Annotated in this window: 15 protein-coding genes; 2 read left to right on the top strand and 13 right to left on the bottom strand. The window is 39.2% G+C overall.

All coding sequences use genetic code 11. From position 1 onward, the window contains the following. Positions 1–106: 106 nt before the first annotated feature. The 4 genes from C9J36_RS04410 to C9J36_RS04395 all read right to left on the bottom strand — a co-directional run bounded on the left by C9J36_RS04410 (position 107) and on the right by C9J36_RS04395 (position 4,207). A complete protein-coding gene (locus C9J36_RS04410; protein WP_107942331.1) occupies positions 107–2,203 on the bottom strand; it encodes a DUF2339 domain-containing protein in 2,097 nt (698 codons plus the stop codon). A gap of 239 nt (positions 2,204–2,442) precedes the next feature. Continuing rightward, complete coding sequence (locus C9J36_RS04405; protein WP_066171198.1) at positions 2,443–2,985, bottom strand: 5' nucleotidase, NT5C type; 543 nt, start codon at positions 2,983–2,985, stop codon at positions 2,443–2,445. A gap of 91 nt (positions 2,986–3,076) precedes the next feature. Then, positions 3,077–3,784, bottom strand: a complete 708-nt coding sequence (locus C9J36_RS04400) for a DNA alkylation repair protein (RefSeq protein WP_107942330.1) — start codon at positions 3,782–3,784, stop codon at positions 3,077–3,079. Between the two features lie 12 nt (positions 3,785–3,796). Continuing rightward, on the bottom strand, positions 3,797–4,207 hold the full coding sequence (locus tag C9J36_RS04395; RefSeq protein WP_107942329.1) for a helix-turn-helix domain-containing protein: 411 nt from the start codon (positions 4,205–4,207) through the stop codon (positions 3,797–3,799). Between the two features lie 473 nt (positions 4,208–4,680). Between C9J36_RS04395 and C9J36_RS04390 the strand changes: the two genes are divergently transcribed. Beyond that, positions 4,681–5,400: a sulfite exporter TauE/SafE family protein gene (locus C9J36_RS04390; RefSeq protein ID WP_107942328.1), complete on the top strand. Its 720-nt coding sequence runs from the start codon at positions 4,681–4,683 to the stop codon at positions 5,398–5,400. 55 nt (positions 5,401–5,455) lie between these two features. On the opposite strand, the gene glnA is transcribed toward C9J36_RS04390, so the two are convergent. The 3 genes from glnA to C9J36_RS04375 form a co-directional block, all read right to left on the bottom strand. Continuing rightward, complete coding sequence (gene glnA, locus C9J36_RS04385) at positions 5,456–6,790, bottom strand: type I glutamate--ammonia ligase (RefSeq protein WP_107942327.1); 1,335 nt, start codon at positions 6,788–6,790, stop codon at positions 5,456–5,458. A gap of 33 nt (positions 6,791–6,823) precedes the next feature. Next, complete coding sequence (locus tag C9J36_RS04380; RefSeq protein ID WP_107942326.1) at positions 6,824–7,198, bottom strand: MerR family transcriptional regulator; 375 nt, start codon at positions 7,196–7,198, stop codon at positions 6,824–6,826. A 181-nt stretch (positions 7,199–7,379) separates the two neighbouring features. Next, positions 7,380–8,624 (bottom strand): methionine gamma-lyase family protein, encoded by a 1,245-nt coding sequence (locus C9J36_RS04375; RefSeq protein WP_107942325.1) that lies wholly within the window; start codon positions 8,622–8,624, stop codon positions 7,380–7,382. Between the two features lie 161 nt (positions 8,625–8,785). Here C9J36_RS04375 and C9J36_RS04370 point away from each other — a divergent pair, with 161 nt between their 5' ends. Further along, a complete protein-coding gene (locus C9J36_RS04370) occupies positions 8,786–9,391 on the top strand; it encodes a trimeric intracellular cation channel family protein (protein WP_066171219.1) in 606 nt (201 codons plus the stop codon). A 783-nt stretch (positions 9,392–10,174) separates the two neighbouring features. Here C9J36_RS04370 and C9J36_RS04365 read toward each other — a convergent pair. The 6 genes from C9J36_RS04365 to mutS form a co-directional block, all read right to left on the bottom strand. Then, on the bottom strand, positions 10,175–10,477 hold the full coding sequence (locus C9J36_RS04365; RefSeq protein ID WP_107942324.1) for a rhodanese-like domain-containing protein: 303 nt from the start codon (positions 10,475–10,477) through the stop codon (positions 10,175–10,177). Between the two features lie 56 nt (positions 10,478–10,533). Beyond that, entirely contained in the window at positions 10,534–10,761 is a 228-nt protein-coding gene (gene hfq / locus C9J36_RS04360; RefSeq protein WP_066171225.1) for an RNA chaperone Hfq, read from the bottom strand. A gap of 126 nt (positions 10,762–10,887) precedes the next feature. Further along, the gene (gene miaA, locus C9J36_RS04355) at positions 10,888–11,802 is read right to left on the bottom strand and encodes a tRNA (adenosine(37)-N6)-dimethylallyltransferase MiaA (protein WP_107942323.1); all 915 of its coding nucleotides are present in this window, start codon (positions 11,800–11,802) and stop codon (positions 10,888–10,890) included. Beyond that, positions 11,783–12,700 (bottom strand): alpha/beta fold hydrolase, encoded by a 918-nt coding sequence (locus tag C9J36_RS04350; protein WP_107942322.1) that lies wholly within the window; start codon positions 12,698–12,700, stop codon positions 11,783–11,785. Before C9J36_RS04350 ends, miaA begins: the two co-directional genes overlap by 20 nt. A 21-nt stretch (positions 12,701–12,721) precedes the next feature. Further along, positions 12,722–14,572 carry a DNA mismatch repair endonuclease MutL gene (mutL, locus tag C9J36_RS04345; protein WP_066171234.1) on the bottom strand — a complete coding sequence of 617 codons (1,851 nt, stop codon included), beginning with the start codon at positions 14,570–14,572 and terminating at the stop codon, positions 12,722–12,724. A 12-nt stretch (positions 14,573–14,584) separates the two neighbouring features. Beyond that, on the bottom strand, positions 14,585–17,137 hold the full coding sequence (mutS, locus tag C9J36_RS04340; RefSeq protein WP_107942321.1) for a DNA mismatch repair protein MutS: 2,553 nt from the start codon (positions 17,135–17,137) through the stop codon (positions 14,585–14,587). Positions 17,138–17,278: the final 141 nt, after the last annotated feature.

Genomic DNA, 17,278 nt, shown 5'->3' with positions numbered 1-17,278 from the left:
AATCGCTAAATTTAATTTGATAGTACAAGCCTATAATCCATTACAAGAAGGCTCCCATATTTGTAAACAGCTGAGGCTGTAGGAAACATAGTATAATCTCTCCCCCTTATTTCCTCAACAATCTCCCCGACAACAGCATTCCTGCTGCACCAACGACGATAAAGAGAATTGCACGAATTAGTAGATTTAATGTTGCTAAGTCGAAGAAAATAAGCTTTAATATCGCAATGAGCAATAGGATGAAGCCTGCTGCCGCAACCTTTTTCCATTGTTTCCTTCGGCCAATAATGATTGTGAGGCTTGCGATAGTGAAGAGTGTTAGTGTTTTTAGCATAATTGCAATACCCCACGTGAATCCATCAATCATTTCTAAATAAGAAATAAGGTTGATGAAATAAAGTGTGATGATGAAAATACCAGAAATCATGTATATTTCAATATACTTTTCAATGAACTTTTGCCATTTTTGATAAATGCGTCCTTCTTCATATAAATCTGCAAGTAGTGCGAGCAGTGTTAAAATAAAGATGCCGCGCGTTACAAGCTGCAAGAAAATCTGCGTATCATCTACGAGCCCTGTTGATAGCAATATAATGCCTTGCGTTAAATAGCAAACAATTAAAATAATTGGTACGAAATTGCCTATCCAGCGGTGATTCACAATGAAAGCTATAAGCATAGAAATAGCAGTTACACTAAAGACGATATACGGAATGTACTGTGCTGTTGAAATATAAGCATAGTCCAGTTTCGTCATATAAAGCATTAAAAACAGTACAATAGCTGCTGCAATGCTATCAATTATATAATATTTTTCTATCAATTGTTCAAAGTGCGTTGGCTCTTCCTTCGGCATTTTCGCATAAATATAAGCTGAAACAATGCTGATAATTAAAACAAGCAATGCGATATTTTCTACATGCCAAAAAGGTCGAACATCGGTTGTGAAGTATAACGCAAAAGCCATCAGAAATAGCAATGCTGTATAGGTAACTTTCATTAATGGTGCACGCAAGCGAATCGCTAGCATTATGCCTGCAAAGGCAGATAAAACAAGAGCTACCCTGCTATAGCCAGCTGCGAAATCAAATGTAAGTACGATGTTAAATGTTAATAGCATTGCGATAGTCGCGCTAATATCGAAAACTTGACGCTCATTATTTTTGTATACGACAAAAGCCATTAAAGCATAGAGGGTAAACACAATGAATAAATAAATAATTTGATACGGCTCATCAAAAATAATGAGGTTAAGTAGTAATAGGGTAAAGCTACTTATACTAAACAACGCGCCTTGCTGCAGAAGCTTCCACTTCTCACTCTGTTTAAATAACTGCCACCAGCTCTTTAAAAATAGCGCCAATACAACGATATAGCTCATTGCGAAATACGGCGTTTGCTTAAATTGTGTAAACCAAAGAATTTGTATTGCAAGCAATGAGAAAAACATCCCGATATAGAGGGCAATATGTTGATTATGCTTCATTATAACAAGCTGCATTGCCATAAAAATAAGGACAACATAAATTAAAATAAATAGCTTACTAAAATCCATAAACTCCAATAAATATGGTAATAATAAAGATGTGAATACAACGAAGCTTGATAATGCCTCGCTTCCTTTCAAATAGCTAATCGCAATACCGTATGCAACGTATAGTACAGCAATAATAAGTGCAAATGTTAAAGTGAATATTTCGTATAAAATAGCACCTGCTGCGGTCGCTAAAATCCCGATTATAAAGGAGCCACCATATAATGCGACAAGCATTGGGCTAAGTGTTACTTTGTTCTTTTCAGAGCGCCATGCATAAATGCCAATTGCAATTGACACGATATATGCTGCAAATACTTTCAAAGTGTCCGATAAAAGTCCAAAATCACTCGCTAATTTTAATCCCCATAATATACCAAGCACTAAAATAATCATAAAAACTTTCGGTAAAATAGTCGTTATTCTTTCCTCAAAGGAACGTTTCGGCTTCGGTGTTACCCCCTGTTTTTCCTGCACAGCCTTTGTTTCTAGCCCACTAATCACTTCAGGCGCTGGCTTCTCTACAGCATTGCGTTCAAACTGTGGCACTAGCTGGCGTATTGTAGAAGGCTGCTGTCTATTTTGCTGCTTTAGCTCAGCTAGTTCCTTTGTTAATTGCTGTACTTCCCGCTCTAGCTTTTCCACCCTTTCTTGCCACTCTCGCTCCATCCATCCCACCTACCTTTTGCCTTTTTTCTATTTTAGCATAGTCGTACAGAATGGTGACATCTGGTATTACAATCATTTTGCATTGCTTTAATTAGGTATAAAGTATTGATTTTCAGGATAAGAAAAGCTGAGGTAGTTTTACTTGTTTGCCACTTTTATCAATTACACCGAGGTATAATTAATTAAAAAAATTGCCTGGAAGCGGCGCACTAGCCCTCTTTCAGACAACTTTTTCTTCTCTATTTTACTAATTGTTTTTGGAAATATGCCTCAATCTCTTTCCAATTATTTACGCGAATAAAGCCTTCTGTTGACAGATTGTATGGCATTGAATATAAAATGCCTGTTCCTTTAAATGCCTCTAACTGATAAGGGCTATCGTCAATTAAATAATCTGTATGAATAACTGCCTTTGTCCCACAAAATACGATGTTTTGCTTATTTATAAATGGGAAATGACGCTCTAGCCATTCATATTTTGCATTAAAGGAGCCCGGTACTTCCATTGCTGCTGTCGCAATAAAAATATCGTAATCCTCCTGCAATTTTTGTACAACTTCAATAGCATCTGTATCCAGCACTTCTAAGTCGCCAAAGAAATGTGGCTCATTCATGCACTCATATAACTTTCTAGTCTGTTCCTCAGGTAAGTCACGTCGTGTCCCTGCAATAAATTCTTCATCTGTATAATTTGTATTGAAATTTTCATTCACTGTTTTACACAGTTTTTTATAAAAATTTGCTAACACTTGATCCATATCAATCGCGATACTTTTTCTCATTATATGCCCTCCCTCTAGTTCCTAACTTTAGTGTAATCAACTTGTGAACTAGAAACAAGCACATCCAAGGAACTTAACAAATTTTACAAAGTCAACACCTTACATATTTACGTTTAAAACCGATGCGGTCTTTCTCTATCTCCTTTTCAATGTTTTGTAATGCGTTTAACATACTGCTTTTTTTATTGTCCCTCTTCATCTCAACAACACCAATTTGTTTTGCAATAGCAAGTGCCTCCTCGTGCAACGGCTTAAAAGACACGCCGACAGTTGTTACAAAATTATTCATGGCAGATTTTGCTCGCTCTGGTGCATGATGAATCGTCTCCTTTACGACTTCTAACATCGTTAAAAGCTTACTTTTCGAAAATTCCTCATCCTTACGATTGCCAAGTAGCCAGCAATAACAGCTATAGCCCGCGGACATTTTCAGCTCCTCACCACTTGCAATCCATTTATCTGCTACTTGCTGTGCAATAGTGGCCTCCGCTAATGTGACAGCGACAACATAATCAGACAGCATGTAAAAATAGGCCTTCTCAATCCAACGGTCATAATCAGCCTCAGTCATCGTATTTGGCTCTGCAATCACACCTGCAAAATACATCGCATCATAATTGCCTGTCGCATATAACTGCTCTGCAAGTTCTTGATTCGTTTTAATTTTTTTCGCCATTGGCTTCATTGCACCAGTCGCCACGCCAAAAACAGGCTCAGTTGCACCATTTGAGCAATAAATTTTTTTCGTACGCTCTTTTCCTAATGCCTCTAGTTCCTGCATCACTGCTTGATAATCCATCAAATTGCCTCCTTAATTGTCCTCTATTGTTGGATTTTCATCGCCCATTGCCTCCAAAAGTAGCATATCAATTCGCTCTTCCAACCTCCCTTTTTGTCTTTCGTTTAACAAAAGTAGCTTTTGAATCATTGCCTTATCTTCCACATTGATTACGTCAGATTGTGCGGTATCTTCTGCACCTATTAAATTTTCTGATTTGGTCGGGTAATATTCTTTTCCTACTAACAACCATTCAATCGACACGGAGAAAAAGCTAGCTAGCTTATAGATTGCCTCTGTATCAGGAATTCGATTGCCGCTAATATAATTGCTAATTGCATTTTTGGAAATACCAGTTGCCCTCGCAACATCTACTTGCTTTAAATTTCTCTCCCGGATTTTTGCTATAATTCTTTCACCAACGCCTTGAAAGTTAACGTCCAAGTTTTATTACACCCCTTCCTAACAAAATGACAACACACGAGAACTAACTCTCTTTACTTAAGTACCCTTTCATTGTACAATAAATTATAGATTAAGTGAAACTTCAATCAGTGGGAATGTTCACTCAAGTCTTGAAGTGGGCGTCTTACTGCTCGTTAATGCGGGATAAACGTATATATTAAATAGTTTATCATTTTCATTTCCCACCAATGAAGAAATGTCGCCTTCAATTACACTAAGACTAACACCGCTTTAAATTTTTGAGCAAGCGCGAGTAATTTCTTCAAAACCCGTGAAGCCTTATGCCCACACAATGTTGGTCACTCAGTCGTTATCTTAGCATGCGATATTTTTGGACTGAGTTCCTATGATTCAGTGGGTGTTTGGATAAATTAAATCCGTTATAGATGATTTTACAAAAGGACAATATAGGATACAGCGAATGAATGCAATAGCTTCATAAGGAGGACAATTTGGAAACAATCATATTTTTTGTATGTATTATATTAGTAGCTTCTATTTTACAAACAAGCACTGGGTTTGGATTTTCTATCATGGCAACACCTTTTTTATTGATGTTATTTCTTCCTCAAGAAGCAATACAAATAAACATCATCATATCTCTATTTATTTCACTTTCTTTAATATGGAAAATAAGAGAAAACGTTGATTTTGATATTTTAAAAAGACTTGTTATTGGAAGTATAGTTGGTGTACCTTTTGGTATTTTATTTTTTATTACGATTGACATTGATACTTTTAAAATAGGAATTGCTATACTGCTATTACTGTTAACATTATTATTAATATTTAATTTTACGGTAAAGCCAACCCCCCTTAGAGATTTCTTCGTTGGTGGATTATCAGGTCTTTTAACAACAAGTATCGGGATGCCTGGTCCACCGTTATTATTGTACTTTACAGGCACTAATACGAAAAAGGAAAAATTAAGAGCAACTACGTTAGCTTTTTATCTATTTATATATTTTATTAGTCTCATTACGCAAATACTCTTTACCGGCACTAGTAAATTAATATGGCAATTGAGCATTTACGCTATTCCTGTTGTATTTTTAGGTCTGTTTATTGGACAAATTATTTTCAAACGGCTTAATCAAAAGGCTTTCAAGCTACTTACATATATCCTTCTGAGTTTTACAGGTATTTATCTTCTTATCAACAGTTTGAATTAGCTAAAATATAAAAACTGTAGGGATTGCATCTATTTCCCTACAGTCATAATTATATTTAATAAGACTTCAAATAATGGTCCAACTCCCACTGGTGCACAGTGGAGCGATACATTTCAAATTCGATTTCTTTCGCTTCTTTGAAGTTTGCATAAATATGCTCGCCTAATGCTTTTTGTACAACTGTATCTTTTGCTAGTAATGTGAGTGCATCGTCTAATGCAGCCGGTAGGTTTACAATGCCATTTGCTTGGCGCTCTTCCTCCGTCATCACATAAATATTGCGATTCACCGCTGCTGGTGGTGTCATTTTTTTACGGATGCCTTCTAAACCAGCTTCTAAAATAACAGCCATTGCTAAGTATGGATTCGCTGATGGGTCGACAGAACGTACTTCTATACGTGTTGAAATGCCACGTGATGATGGAATACGAATTAATGGTGAACGGTTTTGCGCTGACCATGCAACATAGCAAGGGGCTTCATAGCCTGGTACTAGACGTTTATAAGAGTTAACAGTTGGGTTTGTTATCGCTGTGAAGCCTTGTACATGCTCTAACACACCTGCCATAAATTGCATCGCTGTTTCGGATAAGCCAAGCGTCGTCTCTTCATCATAAAAGGCATTCTCATTTCCTTTAAATAAAGAAACATTAAAGTGCATGCCTGAACCCGCTTCACCAAATAGTGGCTTTGGCATAAACGTTGCATGTAAGCCATGCTTTCGGGCAATGGTTTTAACTACTAATTTAAACGTTTGGATATTATCACATGCTTTTATAGCATCAGCATATTTAAAATCGATTTCATGCTGTCCCGGTGCTACTTCGTGGTGGGATGCTTCAACTTCAAAGCCCATTCCCTCAAGTTCAAGCACAATGTCACGACGACAATTTTCACCTAAATCGGTTGGTGCTAAATCAAAATAACCTCCATGGTCATTTACCTCTAAAGTAGGCTCGCCTCTTTGATCAAGCTTAAATAAGAAAAACTCTGGCTCTGGTCCTAAGTTAAAATTAGTGAAGCCCATTTCTTCCATTTCTTTTAATACACGTTTTAAATTTGAGCGTGGGTCGCCAGCAAAAGGTGTACCATCTGGGTTTGCGATATCACAAATAAAGCGTGCTACTTTCCCTTTTTCAGCAGTCCATGGGAAAATCATAAACGAATCATAGTCAGGGAATAAATACATATCTGACTCCTCGATGCGCACGAAGCCTTCTATTGAAGAGCCATCAAACATCATCTTATTGTCTAACGCCTTATCTAATTGACTAACTGGAATTTCAACATTTTTAATTGTTCCTAAAATATCAGTGAACTGTAATCTTATAAATTTTACTTCTTGCTCATGTACCAGTTTTTTAATGTCTTCTTTTGTGTACTTACCCAAATGTACCACTCTCCTAAATTAGTTTATCCCCACCTATTGATAAAAACGCGAAAAATTCCCTTGACGAATAGATGTTTTTTGCATGCTACGTGCTTGGAGCATCTCCTCTCGCATAATACGGCGTAATTCACGATCTGAAATTTCCTTTTGCTCTAAAGTAAGCTGGTTTTTTCTCTCGAATACTTTTTTTATACCTGCCATATTCGTGCCTCGCTCAAGCAATTCTTTTATTTCTAACAATACATCAACATCATTTAATGAAAACATTCGTCTATTTCCCTCTGTGCGATGTGGTTGAATTAAATTGTGCTCTTCATAATAGCGGATTTGGCGCGCTGTTAAGTCGGTTAGCTGCATCACAATGCTAATTGGTAACACTGGCATAGTTCGTCGAATTTCACTACCCATTTAATTCACCTCCGTTTTTTATAATACGCCTCTCTTTTTTTCATGTCAACGCTCATGTAAGGAAACCTCACATGGTTTTTTTCTAAAAAAACTGCCCGAAAACAATACTTTTTCGGGCAGTTTTATGGGGTATTGTAACGAACCTTGGCTCGAAATGTTTTTTCAGACGCCTCTTTCTTGCTTATACTAATTTTTGAACAGCACTGCATATCGCATATTTCACGTGCTCATATGTTAAACCGCCTTGCACAAAGGCTGTAAATGGTGGACGAATCGGACCATCCGCCGTTAATTCAATACTCGAACCTTGAATAAACGTCCCTGCTGCCATAATTACATCATCCTCATAGCCCGGCATATAAGCCGGCTCTGGAGCAAAGTGGGCATTAATTGGAGATGCCGCTTGAATTTCACGACAAAATGCCACCATTTGCTCGGCTGTTTGGAATGAAACGGATTGAATTAAATCTGTACGTGGTTCGTTATAATGCGGCGATGTTGTCATGCCGATTTCCTCTAGCATAGCGGAAGTGAAAATGGCTCCTTTTAATGCTTGGGCAACAGTATGTGGCGCTAGGAAAAAGCCTTGGTAAAAGTCTGCTAACGTATTTAGTGTTGCACCCGCCTCTGCACCGATACCCGGAGATGTCATGCGATACGCGCATTTTTCTACTAAGTCAGCACGCCCTGCAATGTAACCACCAATTTTCGCAAGCCCAGCACCAGGATTTTTTATTAAGGAACCCGCCATTAAATCAACACCAACCTCTGTCGGTTCAAGCTGTTCAACAAATTCCCCATAGCAATTATCTACAAAAATGACTGCATGAGGTGCAACTAGACGAATTTGCTCCACCATTGCGCCAATTTCAGCAACTGTGAACGATGGACGGCTTGCATATCCCTTTGAACGCTGAATCGCAATCATTTTTGTTTTTTCATTTACTGCTTGGCGCACACCATGCCAATCAATATCTTTATTATCAATTAAATCAATATGACTATATTTAATGCCAAAATCCTTCAATGAGCCCGTATCCTTATCGCCACCATCAACAATGGATTGAAGCGTGTCATACGGCTTACCTGTAATATACAGAAGTTCGTCACCCGGACGCAAAACGCCGAATAAGCTAAGTGTAATGGCATGAGTCCCTGAAATAATTTGCGGTCGTACAATCGCCGCCTCTGCTCCGAATACTTGAGCATATACACGCTCTAAATTATCACGCCCTTCATCATCATAGCCGTAACCGTTTGAGGGCTGTAAATGATAATCAGATACTTGATTTTCTTTAAAGGCCGCTAATACCTTTTGTTGATTAAAAAAAGCATTTTCGTCTGCGTGTTTATGAAATGCTGCTACTTTATTTTCAATTTGCGCAGCAAGCGTTAATGTTTGTTCTGTTAAATTTGACGTAAACATAGGTATCTCCTTATTTTTCATTGATAGTTTTTAGTCCTCTCCCATCTTATCAACTATATTTATCACGTCAACTATTTACCCTTTACTATTGTTTCATTAATTGTTATGCTCGATTTTGCTAACTAAAAATATTTATTACATACGTTTAAAGGAGTTTGAAAATGGCTTGGGAAGTTTTTAGTATTATCGGGACAATCGCCTTTGCATTGTCTGGCGCCATTGTTGCAATGGAAGAGGAGTATGATTTGTTCGGGGTTTATTTACTCGGCGTTGTAACGGCATTCGGCGGTGGAGCTATCCGCAATTTATTAATTGGCTTACCGGTAACTACTTTATGGAGTCAAGAAATGATGTTTCAAATTGCGCTTGCAGCAATTACATTGTTTTTCTTAGTGCCCTATCGATTTATGAAACATTGGAATCGCTGGGGCAATTTATCTGATGCGATTGGTCTCGCTGCCTTTGCAGTACAAGGGGCGATGTTTGCAGTTAAATTAGAGCTCCCTCTTAGCGCAGTTATTGTTGCCGCGGTGCTAACTGGTTCTGGTGGTGGCATCGTGCGAGATTTGCTCGCACGTCGTAAACCAACCGTATTGCGCGATGAAATTTACGCGATGTGGGCAGCTAGTGCTGGCTTAATTATTGGGCTTCAAATTTTTACAGGCGATTTGTTTTTATATGTAATGTTCGCAGCAGTTACTGCTTTGCGGATTTTATCTTATTTACGCGGCTGGCGCTTACCACGTAAAAAATTATCAGTGAAATAAATAGACATCCGAGAGTTTTTATTTACGGTTTCTGCGAGGTCATCTGTGATTTTCGCTGAGGTATTTGCGGTTTCCACTTTTGAGCTATCAATTTCATTTATAATGAATGATAAAAAAATGACACTGAAAAAATCAATTTCCTACAAAACGAGTTACAAATCGATTTTTTTGTAGCTAAATTCGATGGAAAGAAAGGATTTATATTGCGAAAAATACTTTTCTTATAGTTTTTCAGTGCTCTCGCCAGATAAAGTGAACCTTCAATCAGTGGGGGTTTTCTTCATCCCCCACTGATTGGTAGTTTCACCAATCGGGTTTTTACAGGCTGTTGGATCCCCCACTTAAACATCTTGATTTTATCTGTTGTTTTGAAGTGGGGGTCTTACAGCCTGTTAATACGGGATAAAACCATTTTGTTTTGGCAACGCAGAGTAAGAGTTTCGTATCTTCTCTTCTACTTAGGAAGGGTTTGTCCAAAAAGCCGTGCATAGCCGGCATTTTGGACAGTAGCGACAACATTTCACAAAAGTGTTGACTCATATAAATAGAGAAAGTTTCTTTTGAAAGTGTGACGAACACTGGCTTTAGCAGTGTTACCCTTCAGTAAAAGAGAAGAGATGAAAACTTTTATTTCAATGCGTCGTCAAAGCAAAATATACTTTTCAGACAGCCTCCTCCTTTTCAAAGAAAGCCTTCTCTATTTTAATCGGCAAACATTTTACCAAAATAACACCAAAAGCGTCCAAAAAGCCGGCAACTGCACGGCCTTTTGGACGCCTCTACTTAGTTAAATTCTAATTCTCCATCATAGGCTAGCATGCCGCCCTCTAGATTTGTTACGTCGTAGCCCTGCTCTGCTAAGTATTCACAGGCATTTGCACTGCGCACACCGCCTTTACATACAACGATGTATTGTACTGATTGGTCAAGCTGCTCTAGGCTGTTTGGGATTTCCCCAAGTGGAATATGCACCGCACCGGGGATTACTCCTTCTGCCACTTCAAAGTCTTCACGTACATCAAGGATGTGTAAGTCTTCGTTTGCATCTAGTAAATTAATTAGTTCTTCTGTTGTCATTGTTTTCATTGCAGTAAACCTCCGATTTATCCATTCATTCGCTATTATATATGATTAATATCGAATTATGCATCTTCTTTCGTAATATCTACAGTACTTGCTGGAGCAAATGTGGAAATCGCATGTTTATAAATCAAATGCTGCTTACCTTCTACTTCTAACAATACGGTAAAATTATCATATGATTTTATTAAACCTTTGAGTTGAAAGCCGTTTAATAAAAAGACCGTTACAAATATATTATTTTTGCGTAGTTGGTTTAAAAACGTATCTTGCAAATTAATTGGTTTCACGTAAGCACCCGCCCTTGTCATTTATATGGTATTTGCTTTTATCTTAACATAGCATTGACCAATACCAAGTTATTTTATAACCATTAATAAGTATTCGGTATATCTTCTAAATTCCCTTCTATTTTTTCAAAAACCTTCAGTAAAATATGCTTTGACTTGCTCCCAGTCCGTACTAATCCAATGCACTTCCATCTTATTGCGGAAATACGTGAGCTGACGTTTAGCATAACGGCGCGAGTTTTGTTTAATTTGCTGCACTGCGTCCTCATATGAAAGGAGCCCGTCAAAATAAGCACATAGCTCCTTGTAACCGATTGCTTTCATCGCCTGCACGTCACGAATACCCGCGTCATATAAACCTCTGACCTCTTGCTCTAAGCCTTGTTGAATCATCAAATCGACGCGCAAATTAATGCGCTCATACAATTTTTCGCGCTCCATATCTAAACCGATAATTAAATGATTGTATAATGGGATATGCCCCCTGTTATGCTCCTCAGCCGCCTTTGATGTACCACTTAGCTCTAGCATTTCTAATGCCCTAATGACCCTTCTTGTATTGTTCGGATGAATCATACTGGCTGTTTCTGCATCTAAGGCTGCTAGCTTGGCATGCATCGCATCAGGGCCGTTTTTTTCTAGTTCCTTGTAGTAGGAGGAGCGAGCCTCTTCATTTACTTCCTCTTTTATAAATTGAAAATCATAGAGCACAGATTGCACATATAAGCCTGTCCCACCTACAATAATTGGCACTTTGCCGCGCGTTGCAATTTCTGCAATTTTAGCGCGCACGAGCTGCTGATATTCCGCAACTGAAAAACTATCTGTCGGCTCCTTTATATCGAGTAAATGATGGGGGATTCCCTCCATTTCAGCCGCTGTAATTTTAGCTGTTCCTATATCTAGCCCTTTATAAACTTGCATGGAGTCACCATTAATAATTTCTCCATCTATTAACTTAGCTAATCGAATACTTAATGCTGTCTTGCCCGATGCTGTCGGACCAATAATTGCGACAACATCATAGTTTGTTTTCAACATTTTTTAACCACCGTAAAACAACATCGTGTACATGCTGTTTATTTTTTTCATTTAAAATTTCATGACGCATTTCTTCGAATAGGTGCACCGTTACATTTTCCATTCCAACCTCTACCATTCTTTTAGCAACTTTGAATACACCTTTACCGAAATTACCAACTGGGTCATGGCTGCCGCTAATAAATAGCACAGGTAAATCTGTACGTGTGCGTGCCATCTCATCTTTGCGATGAATAAGTAATAGACCTTCTGTTAAATCAGCATAAAATTGATGTGATGGGATAAAGCCACACATTTCATCCTCGATATATTTTTGCACTTCGTCTATGTCACGAGAAAGCCAGTCGAACTCCGTTGTCGTATCCGAAAATGCTTTATTAAAGCTACCAAAGCTAAGGCTATTCATTAAAGGACTAGCTATTTGCTTTCCTTGTGCCTTCGCTAGCGTGTTAGCAAGCTGATTGCCTGCTAAATGTGTTGCTGATGTAACACCTGTTCCACAAATAATACAAGCCGTAATTTGGTCGCTATATAGCTGAATAAAACGGCGTGCAATAAACGAGCCCATGCTATGTCCAAACAGCGTAAGTGGCGCTGTAACTGTTTTGCGTAAGATTAGTAGCACCTCTAGTACATCTACAACAACATGGTGAAAGCCACGTTCATCCGCAAAATGCCCGTAAGTACCTTGTGCCGTGTGTCCATGCCCCCTGTGGTCATGCATTGACACATAATAACCTTCTGCACAAAGCATCTTGGCAAACTCCTCATAGCGTCCTGAATGTTCACCCATCCCATGTAAAATATGGACATGTCCAATGACATGCTCTGGCTCAAATGTACGAACGAAAATTTGTTGCCCATCTCGCATCGTTAAAAATCGCTGTTGCTGTTCCATAAAATTCCCCCTTGTTGATTATTACATTACACGCTTGAACATTTTTTCTAGCTCATATGTTGAAAAGTGAATTAAGACAGGACGTCCATGTGGGCATGTAAATGGATTTTCCGCCTCTCTTAAATCATGCAACAGCTGGGCCATCTGTTCATTTGTTAAATAATAGTTTGCTTTAATCGACTTTTTGCAGCTCATCATAATGGCTGCTTCCTCACGCAATTTTTTAATATCTGCCTTACGTGTCGTAAGCACTTGCTCGATTAATTCCTCGATAATTTCTTGCTCAAAGCCTTGAGGGAACCAAGTCGGATGCTCACGCACTACGAAGGAATTTTGCCCAAACGGCTCTAAATAAATACCGATTTCCTGTAAGCCTTGCTGATGCTCCATTAAACGTAGCGCCTCATCCGCTGAATAATGAAAGGTTAATGGTAGAAGTAGTGCTTGACGCTCATTAGCATTGACCTCGCCTACTTTCTCTCGATAATATTCATATTTTATTCGCTCTTGAGCAGCATGCTGGTCAATTAAATAAAAGCCGTCCTCCATTTGTGCAACAATATATGTGCCATGGATTTGCCCGATAACATCAAGCTGCGGAAACGGTGTCTTTTCCTCTTTAGGTAGCTGCAGTTCCACTACAGGCTCTTCAATCGTTAACTCTGTTATATGCTCCTCTATAACTGGCTCTATTGTTAAGGGCTCCTGACTTTCCTTCAATTGAATAGGTTCGCCTTTTAATGGAGCCTGCTCCAATCTATTGTCATTTAATTGACCTACTATTGCCGCCATCTTTTCCTCATTAAATGACGGAGCTGGCTTCCACATATTCAACTGCTCACTAGGTAATTTTTCAAGTTTTTTCGGCTTTGTTGCCAATGGGACACGAACAACCTCACGCACTGCTTCACGGATTGTTTGCTCCACTAATTGTAAAAGCTCAGCTTCCTTACTTAAACGAATTTGATGCTTTGCTGGGTGAACATTGACATCTGTTAGCTGCGGATCACCTTCAATGAATAATACTGCAATCGGGTAGCGTTCGATAGGTAAATACGTGTGAAATGCATCAACGACTGCCTTCTGTACTAAATAATGCTTAACCCAGCGCCCGTTAACAAATACTGAAATATAGTTTTTCGAAGCTCGTGTCAGCTCTGGCAATGTAGCAAAGCCATAAATTTTATAATCATTTGTTTCTCCTTTGAACGCAAACATTTTCTTCGCATTATGCGCCCCGTAAATTGCCGCTAACACCTGTTGAACATGCCCTCGTCCATTTGTTTGTAGCTGTACTTGTCCATTATGCACAAGCTTAAAGGCGATATGTGGATTACCTAAGGCCAAGCGATTTAACAAATCAAGCGAATGACCAAGCTCCGTTTGCACAGTTTTTAAATATTTTAATCGTGCTGGTGTATTGTAAAATAATTGCGCTACTGTAATATCAGTTCCTTGTCGTAATGCCGCAGGCTGCTGACTTTTAATATGTCCACCTTCAATATATAATTGTGCCCCGTTCTGACCGTCAGATGTGTTCATCGTCATTTTGCAAACAGATGAAATAGAGGCCAATGCCTCACCACGGAAACCAAGTGTGCGAATGCGGAATAAATCCTGCTCCTTTTCGATTTTTGAGGTAGCATGTCGCTGGAAGGATTTCAACGCGTCCTCCTCATTCATCCCACTGCCATTATCGACGACTTGGATTGACGTTAATCCAGCCTCCTCTAAAAACACTTCAATCGTTGTTGCACCCGCATCAATCGCATTTTCTACAAGCTCTTTGACAACAGATGCAGGACGCTCCACTACTTCCCCCGCCGCAATTTTATTGGACAGCCATTCATCCATAATATGGATTTTCCCCATTCGCGCTCACCTCTACTTATTCAATAATTTTTGTTGTAATTCATGCAGTAATGTCATTGCTTGTAGCGGGGTTGTCCCCATTATATTTACTTTAGCTAACGTTTCTAGCACTTCCTGTTCTTCCTGCTGCTCTATGAAAAGCGATAACTGCTCTGCTACTACTGGTGGCGTAGCAGCTTCCTCCTTCACCGCGTTTATTTCCTGTGCCTCAAATTGTGTTAGTAGCACTCTTGCGCGTTCAATAATAGGCTTAGGCATTTCTGCTAATTCTGCGACATGCACACCATAACTTTTATCTGCCGCTCCTTCTTTAACTTTATGCAAAAAGACCACTTTACCATCGCGCTCCGTCGCACTTACATGGACATTTTGTAGACGCTCTAAGTCACGCTCGAGCTCTGTTAATTCATGATAATGTGTCGAGAATAGTGTATTTGCGCCGATTTCCCGATGAATATATTCCATCATTGCCTGTGCTAAGCTCATACCATCATATGTTGATGTCCCACGCCCTATCTCATCAAATAATAGCAAGCTATTTTTTGTTGCATGGGTAATGGCATATTGAGATTCTAGCATTTCTACCATAAAGGTCGATTGTCCTGCTGCTAAATCATCCGCTGCACCGATACGCGTGAAAATTTGGTCAGTAATCGGTAAATATGCCTCTTTTGCTGGTACGTAACAGCCCATTTGCGCCAAAATAACGGTTATGGCAACTTGCCTCATATACGTACTTTTACCAGACATATTCGGCCCTGTAATAAGCATCATATTTCGTGCATCTGGCAATACACAATCATTCGGCACGTATAATTGCTTATTCAACATTTTTTCAACAACCGGATGACGTCCCTCTTTAATTGTCAATGCGCGCCCGTCATGGAATGTCGGACGAGTAAAATGGTATTTTTCAGAAATAAGGGCGAAGCTGATAAATACATCTAATTCACTTATTTCAGCCGCCAGTGCTTGTACACGTGGAATATATGCCTTTAATTCGTCGCGCAATGCAACGAATAAATCATATTCGAGCGCTAAGCTTTGCTCTTCAGCATTTAAAATCAAAGCCTCTTTTTCTTTCAGCTCCTGCGTAATATAACGTTCTGCATTCGCTAATGTTTGCTTGCGCTCATAGCGCGTTAAATCAACATTGCTGTAATTCGATTTCGTAATTTCAATATAATAGCCAAAAATGCGGTTATAGCCGATTTTTAAGTTTTTAATCCCTGTTAGCTCACGTTCCTTTTGCTCAAGCTGAGCAATCCAATCCTTGCCATTGCGTGAAGCATAGCGCAACTCATCTAACTTTTCATTGTAGCCATCCCGAATAACATCCCCCTCTTTAATGGCAATCGGTGGATGGTCAGTAATCGCTTCTCCTAGTAACTGCTCCACTTCCTCGCATAAATCAAGCGCTTCACCTAGCTGACGTAACGGCTCCTTTGTACTTACCAATAGCTGCTCACGAATGGCGGGTACTTGGCGCAATGATTCACGTAGCTGTGCTAAATCTCGTCCACCAACATTACCAAATGCGACGCGCCCCGCTAAACGCTCTAAATCATACACTAGCTTTAAACGCTCACGCAGCTCCTCACGGATGAAAAAATCTTCTAATAAATGCTCTACAATTGTTAAACGCTTCTCAATTTTAGCCCGCTGAACAAGGGGCTGATGCAGCCATTGCTTTAATTTCCGCCCCCCCATCGCAGTGACAGTTTCATCAAGCAACCATAAAAGTGTACCCTTTTGGTCGCCCCCACGGATTGATTGCATAAGCTCTAAATTACGCTTTGAATTCGCATCAATCGATAAATAATGATTCATTTCAGTAAATTGGAATGATTGAATATGTGTAAGCGAACGCATTTGTGTGCGTTCAATATAGCGTAAAAGCTTGCTGGCAATAGGCTTCACATTTTGCGGTAAACCTGCGGTAAATTGCTCTGCCTGTTGCATTTCCTCATGCTCAACGGATAGCACAATATTCAAAGTTTGCGCCATTTCAGCAGCCTCTAAATTCAAAGCCTCTCCGACAATTAATTCACGAATCGCGTAGGATTGCAGTTGCTGAAATAATGCTTTAATATCGCCTTCAATAACTGTCGCTGTCGACTCACCTGTTGAAATATCTAATGTCGCAAAAGCAATTTGCTGCTCCGTTATATATTCTGCTGCCGCAATAAAATGATTCGTTTTACCATCAATCGTTTTTCCCTCTGTAATTGTCCCCGGTGTAATAAGCTGGACAACCTCTCGCTTCACGACACCTTTAGCTACTTTGGGGTCTTCTGTCTGTTCGCAAATCGCTACTTTATAACCTTTTGAAACAAGTGTTTCAATATAGTTTTTAGCAGAATGGTGGGGCACACCACACATTGGAATTCGCTCCTTACTCCCCGCATCACGGCTCGTCAACGTAATTTCCAATAATTGTGATGCCTTCTCTGCATCCTCAAAAAACAGCTCATAAAAATCGCCTAAGCGAAAAAATAAAAACGCGTCCTTATAATCTTCTTTTATCATTAAATATTGTTGCATCATCGGCGTGTATGTAGTCATGTAAAAAACCCTCTTTTAATCAATTTCTATAGTCATTACTTCTATTATATAAAAAAAACATCTGTTGTGCATGCTCACCCCTTTATTAAGAAGAAAAATGCACGATTATCTATTGAGGTTGGAGTATAGAGGGAAGGGGTT

The sequence above is a fragment of the Metasolibacillus fluoroglycofenilyticus genome (assembly GCF_003049645.1).
Classification (GTDB): Bacteria; Bacillota; Bacilli; order Bacillales_A; family Planococcaceae; genus Metasolibacillus; species Metasolibacillus fluoroglycofenilyticus.
The sequence above is the reverse complement of the archived record's forward strand: the minus strand, read 5'-3'. Positions and strand labels throughout refer to the sequence as shown.

Bases quoted from the DNA above. Each gene is read 5' to 3' on its own strand.
- C9J36_RS04410 (WP_107942331.1), bottom strand. From the start codon at position 2,203: ATGGAGCGAGAGTGGCAAGAAAGGGTGGAAAAGCTAGAGCGGGAAGTA.
- C9J36_RS04405 (WP_066171198.1), bottom strand. From the start codon at position 2,985: ATGAGAAAAAGTATCGCGATTGATATGGATCAAGTGTTAGCAAATTTT.
- C9J36_RS04400 (WP_107942330.1), bottom strand. From the start codon at position 3,784: ATGGATTATCAAGCAGTGATGCAGGAACTAGAGGCATTAGGAAAAGAG.
- C9J36_RS04380 (WP_107942326.1), bottom strand. From the start codon at position 7,198: ATGGGTAGTGAAATTCGACGAACTATGCCAGTGTTACCAATTAGCATT.
- C9J36_RS04375 (WP_107942325.1), bottom strand. From the start codon at position 8,624: ATGTTTACGTCAAATTTAACAGAACAAACATTAACGCTTGCTGCGCAA.
- C9J36_RS04370 (WP_066171219.1), top strand. From the start codon at position 8,786: ATGGCTTGGGAAGTTTTTAGTATTATCGGGACAATCGCCTTTGCATTG.
- C9J36_RS04365 (WP_107942324.1), bottom strand. From the start codon at position 10,477: ATGAAAACAATGACAACAGAAGAACTAATTAATTTACTAGATGCAAAC.
- miaA (WP_107942323.1), bottom strand. From the start codon at position 11,802: ATGTTGAAAACAAACTATGATGTTGTCGCAATTATTGGTCCGACAGCA.
- C9J36_RS04350 (WP_107942322.1), bottom strand. From the start codon at position 12,700: ATGGAACAGCAACAGCGATTTTTAACGATGCGAGATGGGCAACAAATT.
- mutL (WP_066171234.1), bottom strand. From the start codon at position 14,572: ATGGGGAAAATCCATATTATGGATGAATGGCTGTCCAATAAAATTGCG.
- mutS (WP_107942321.1), bottom strand. From the start codon at position 17,137: ATGACTACATACACGCCGATGATGCAACAATATTTAATGATAAAAGAA.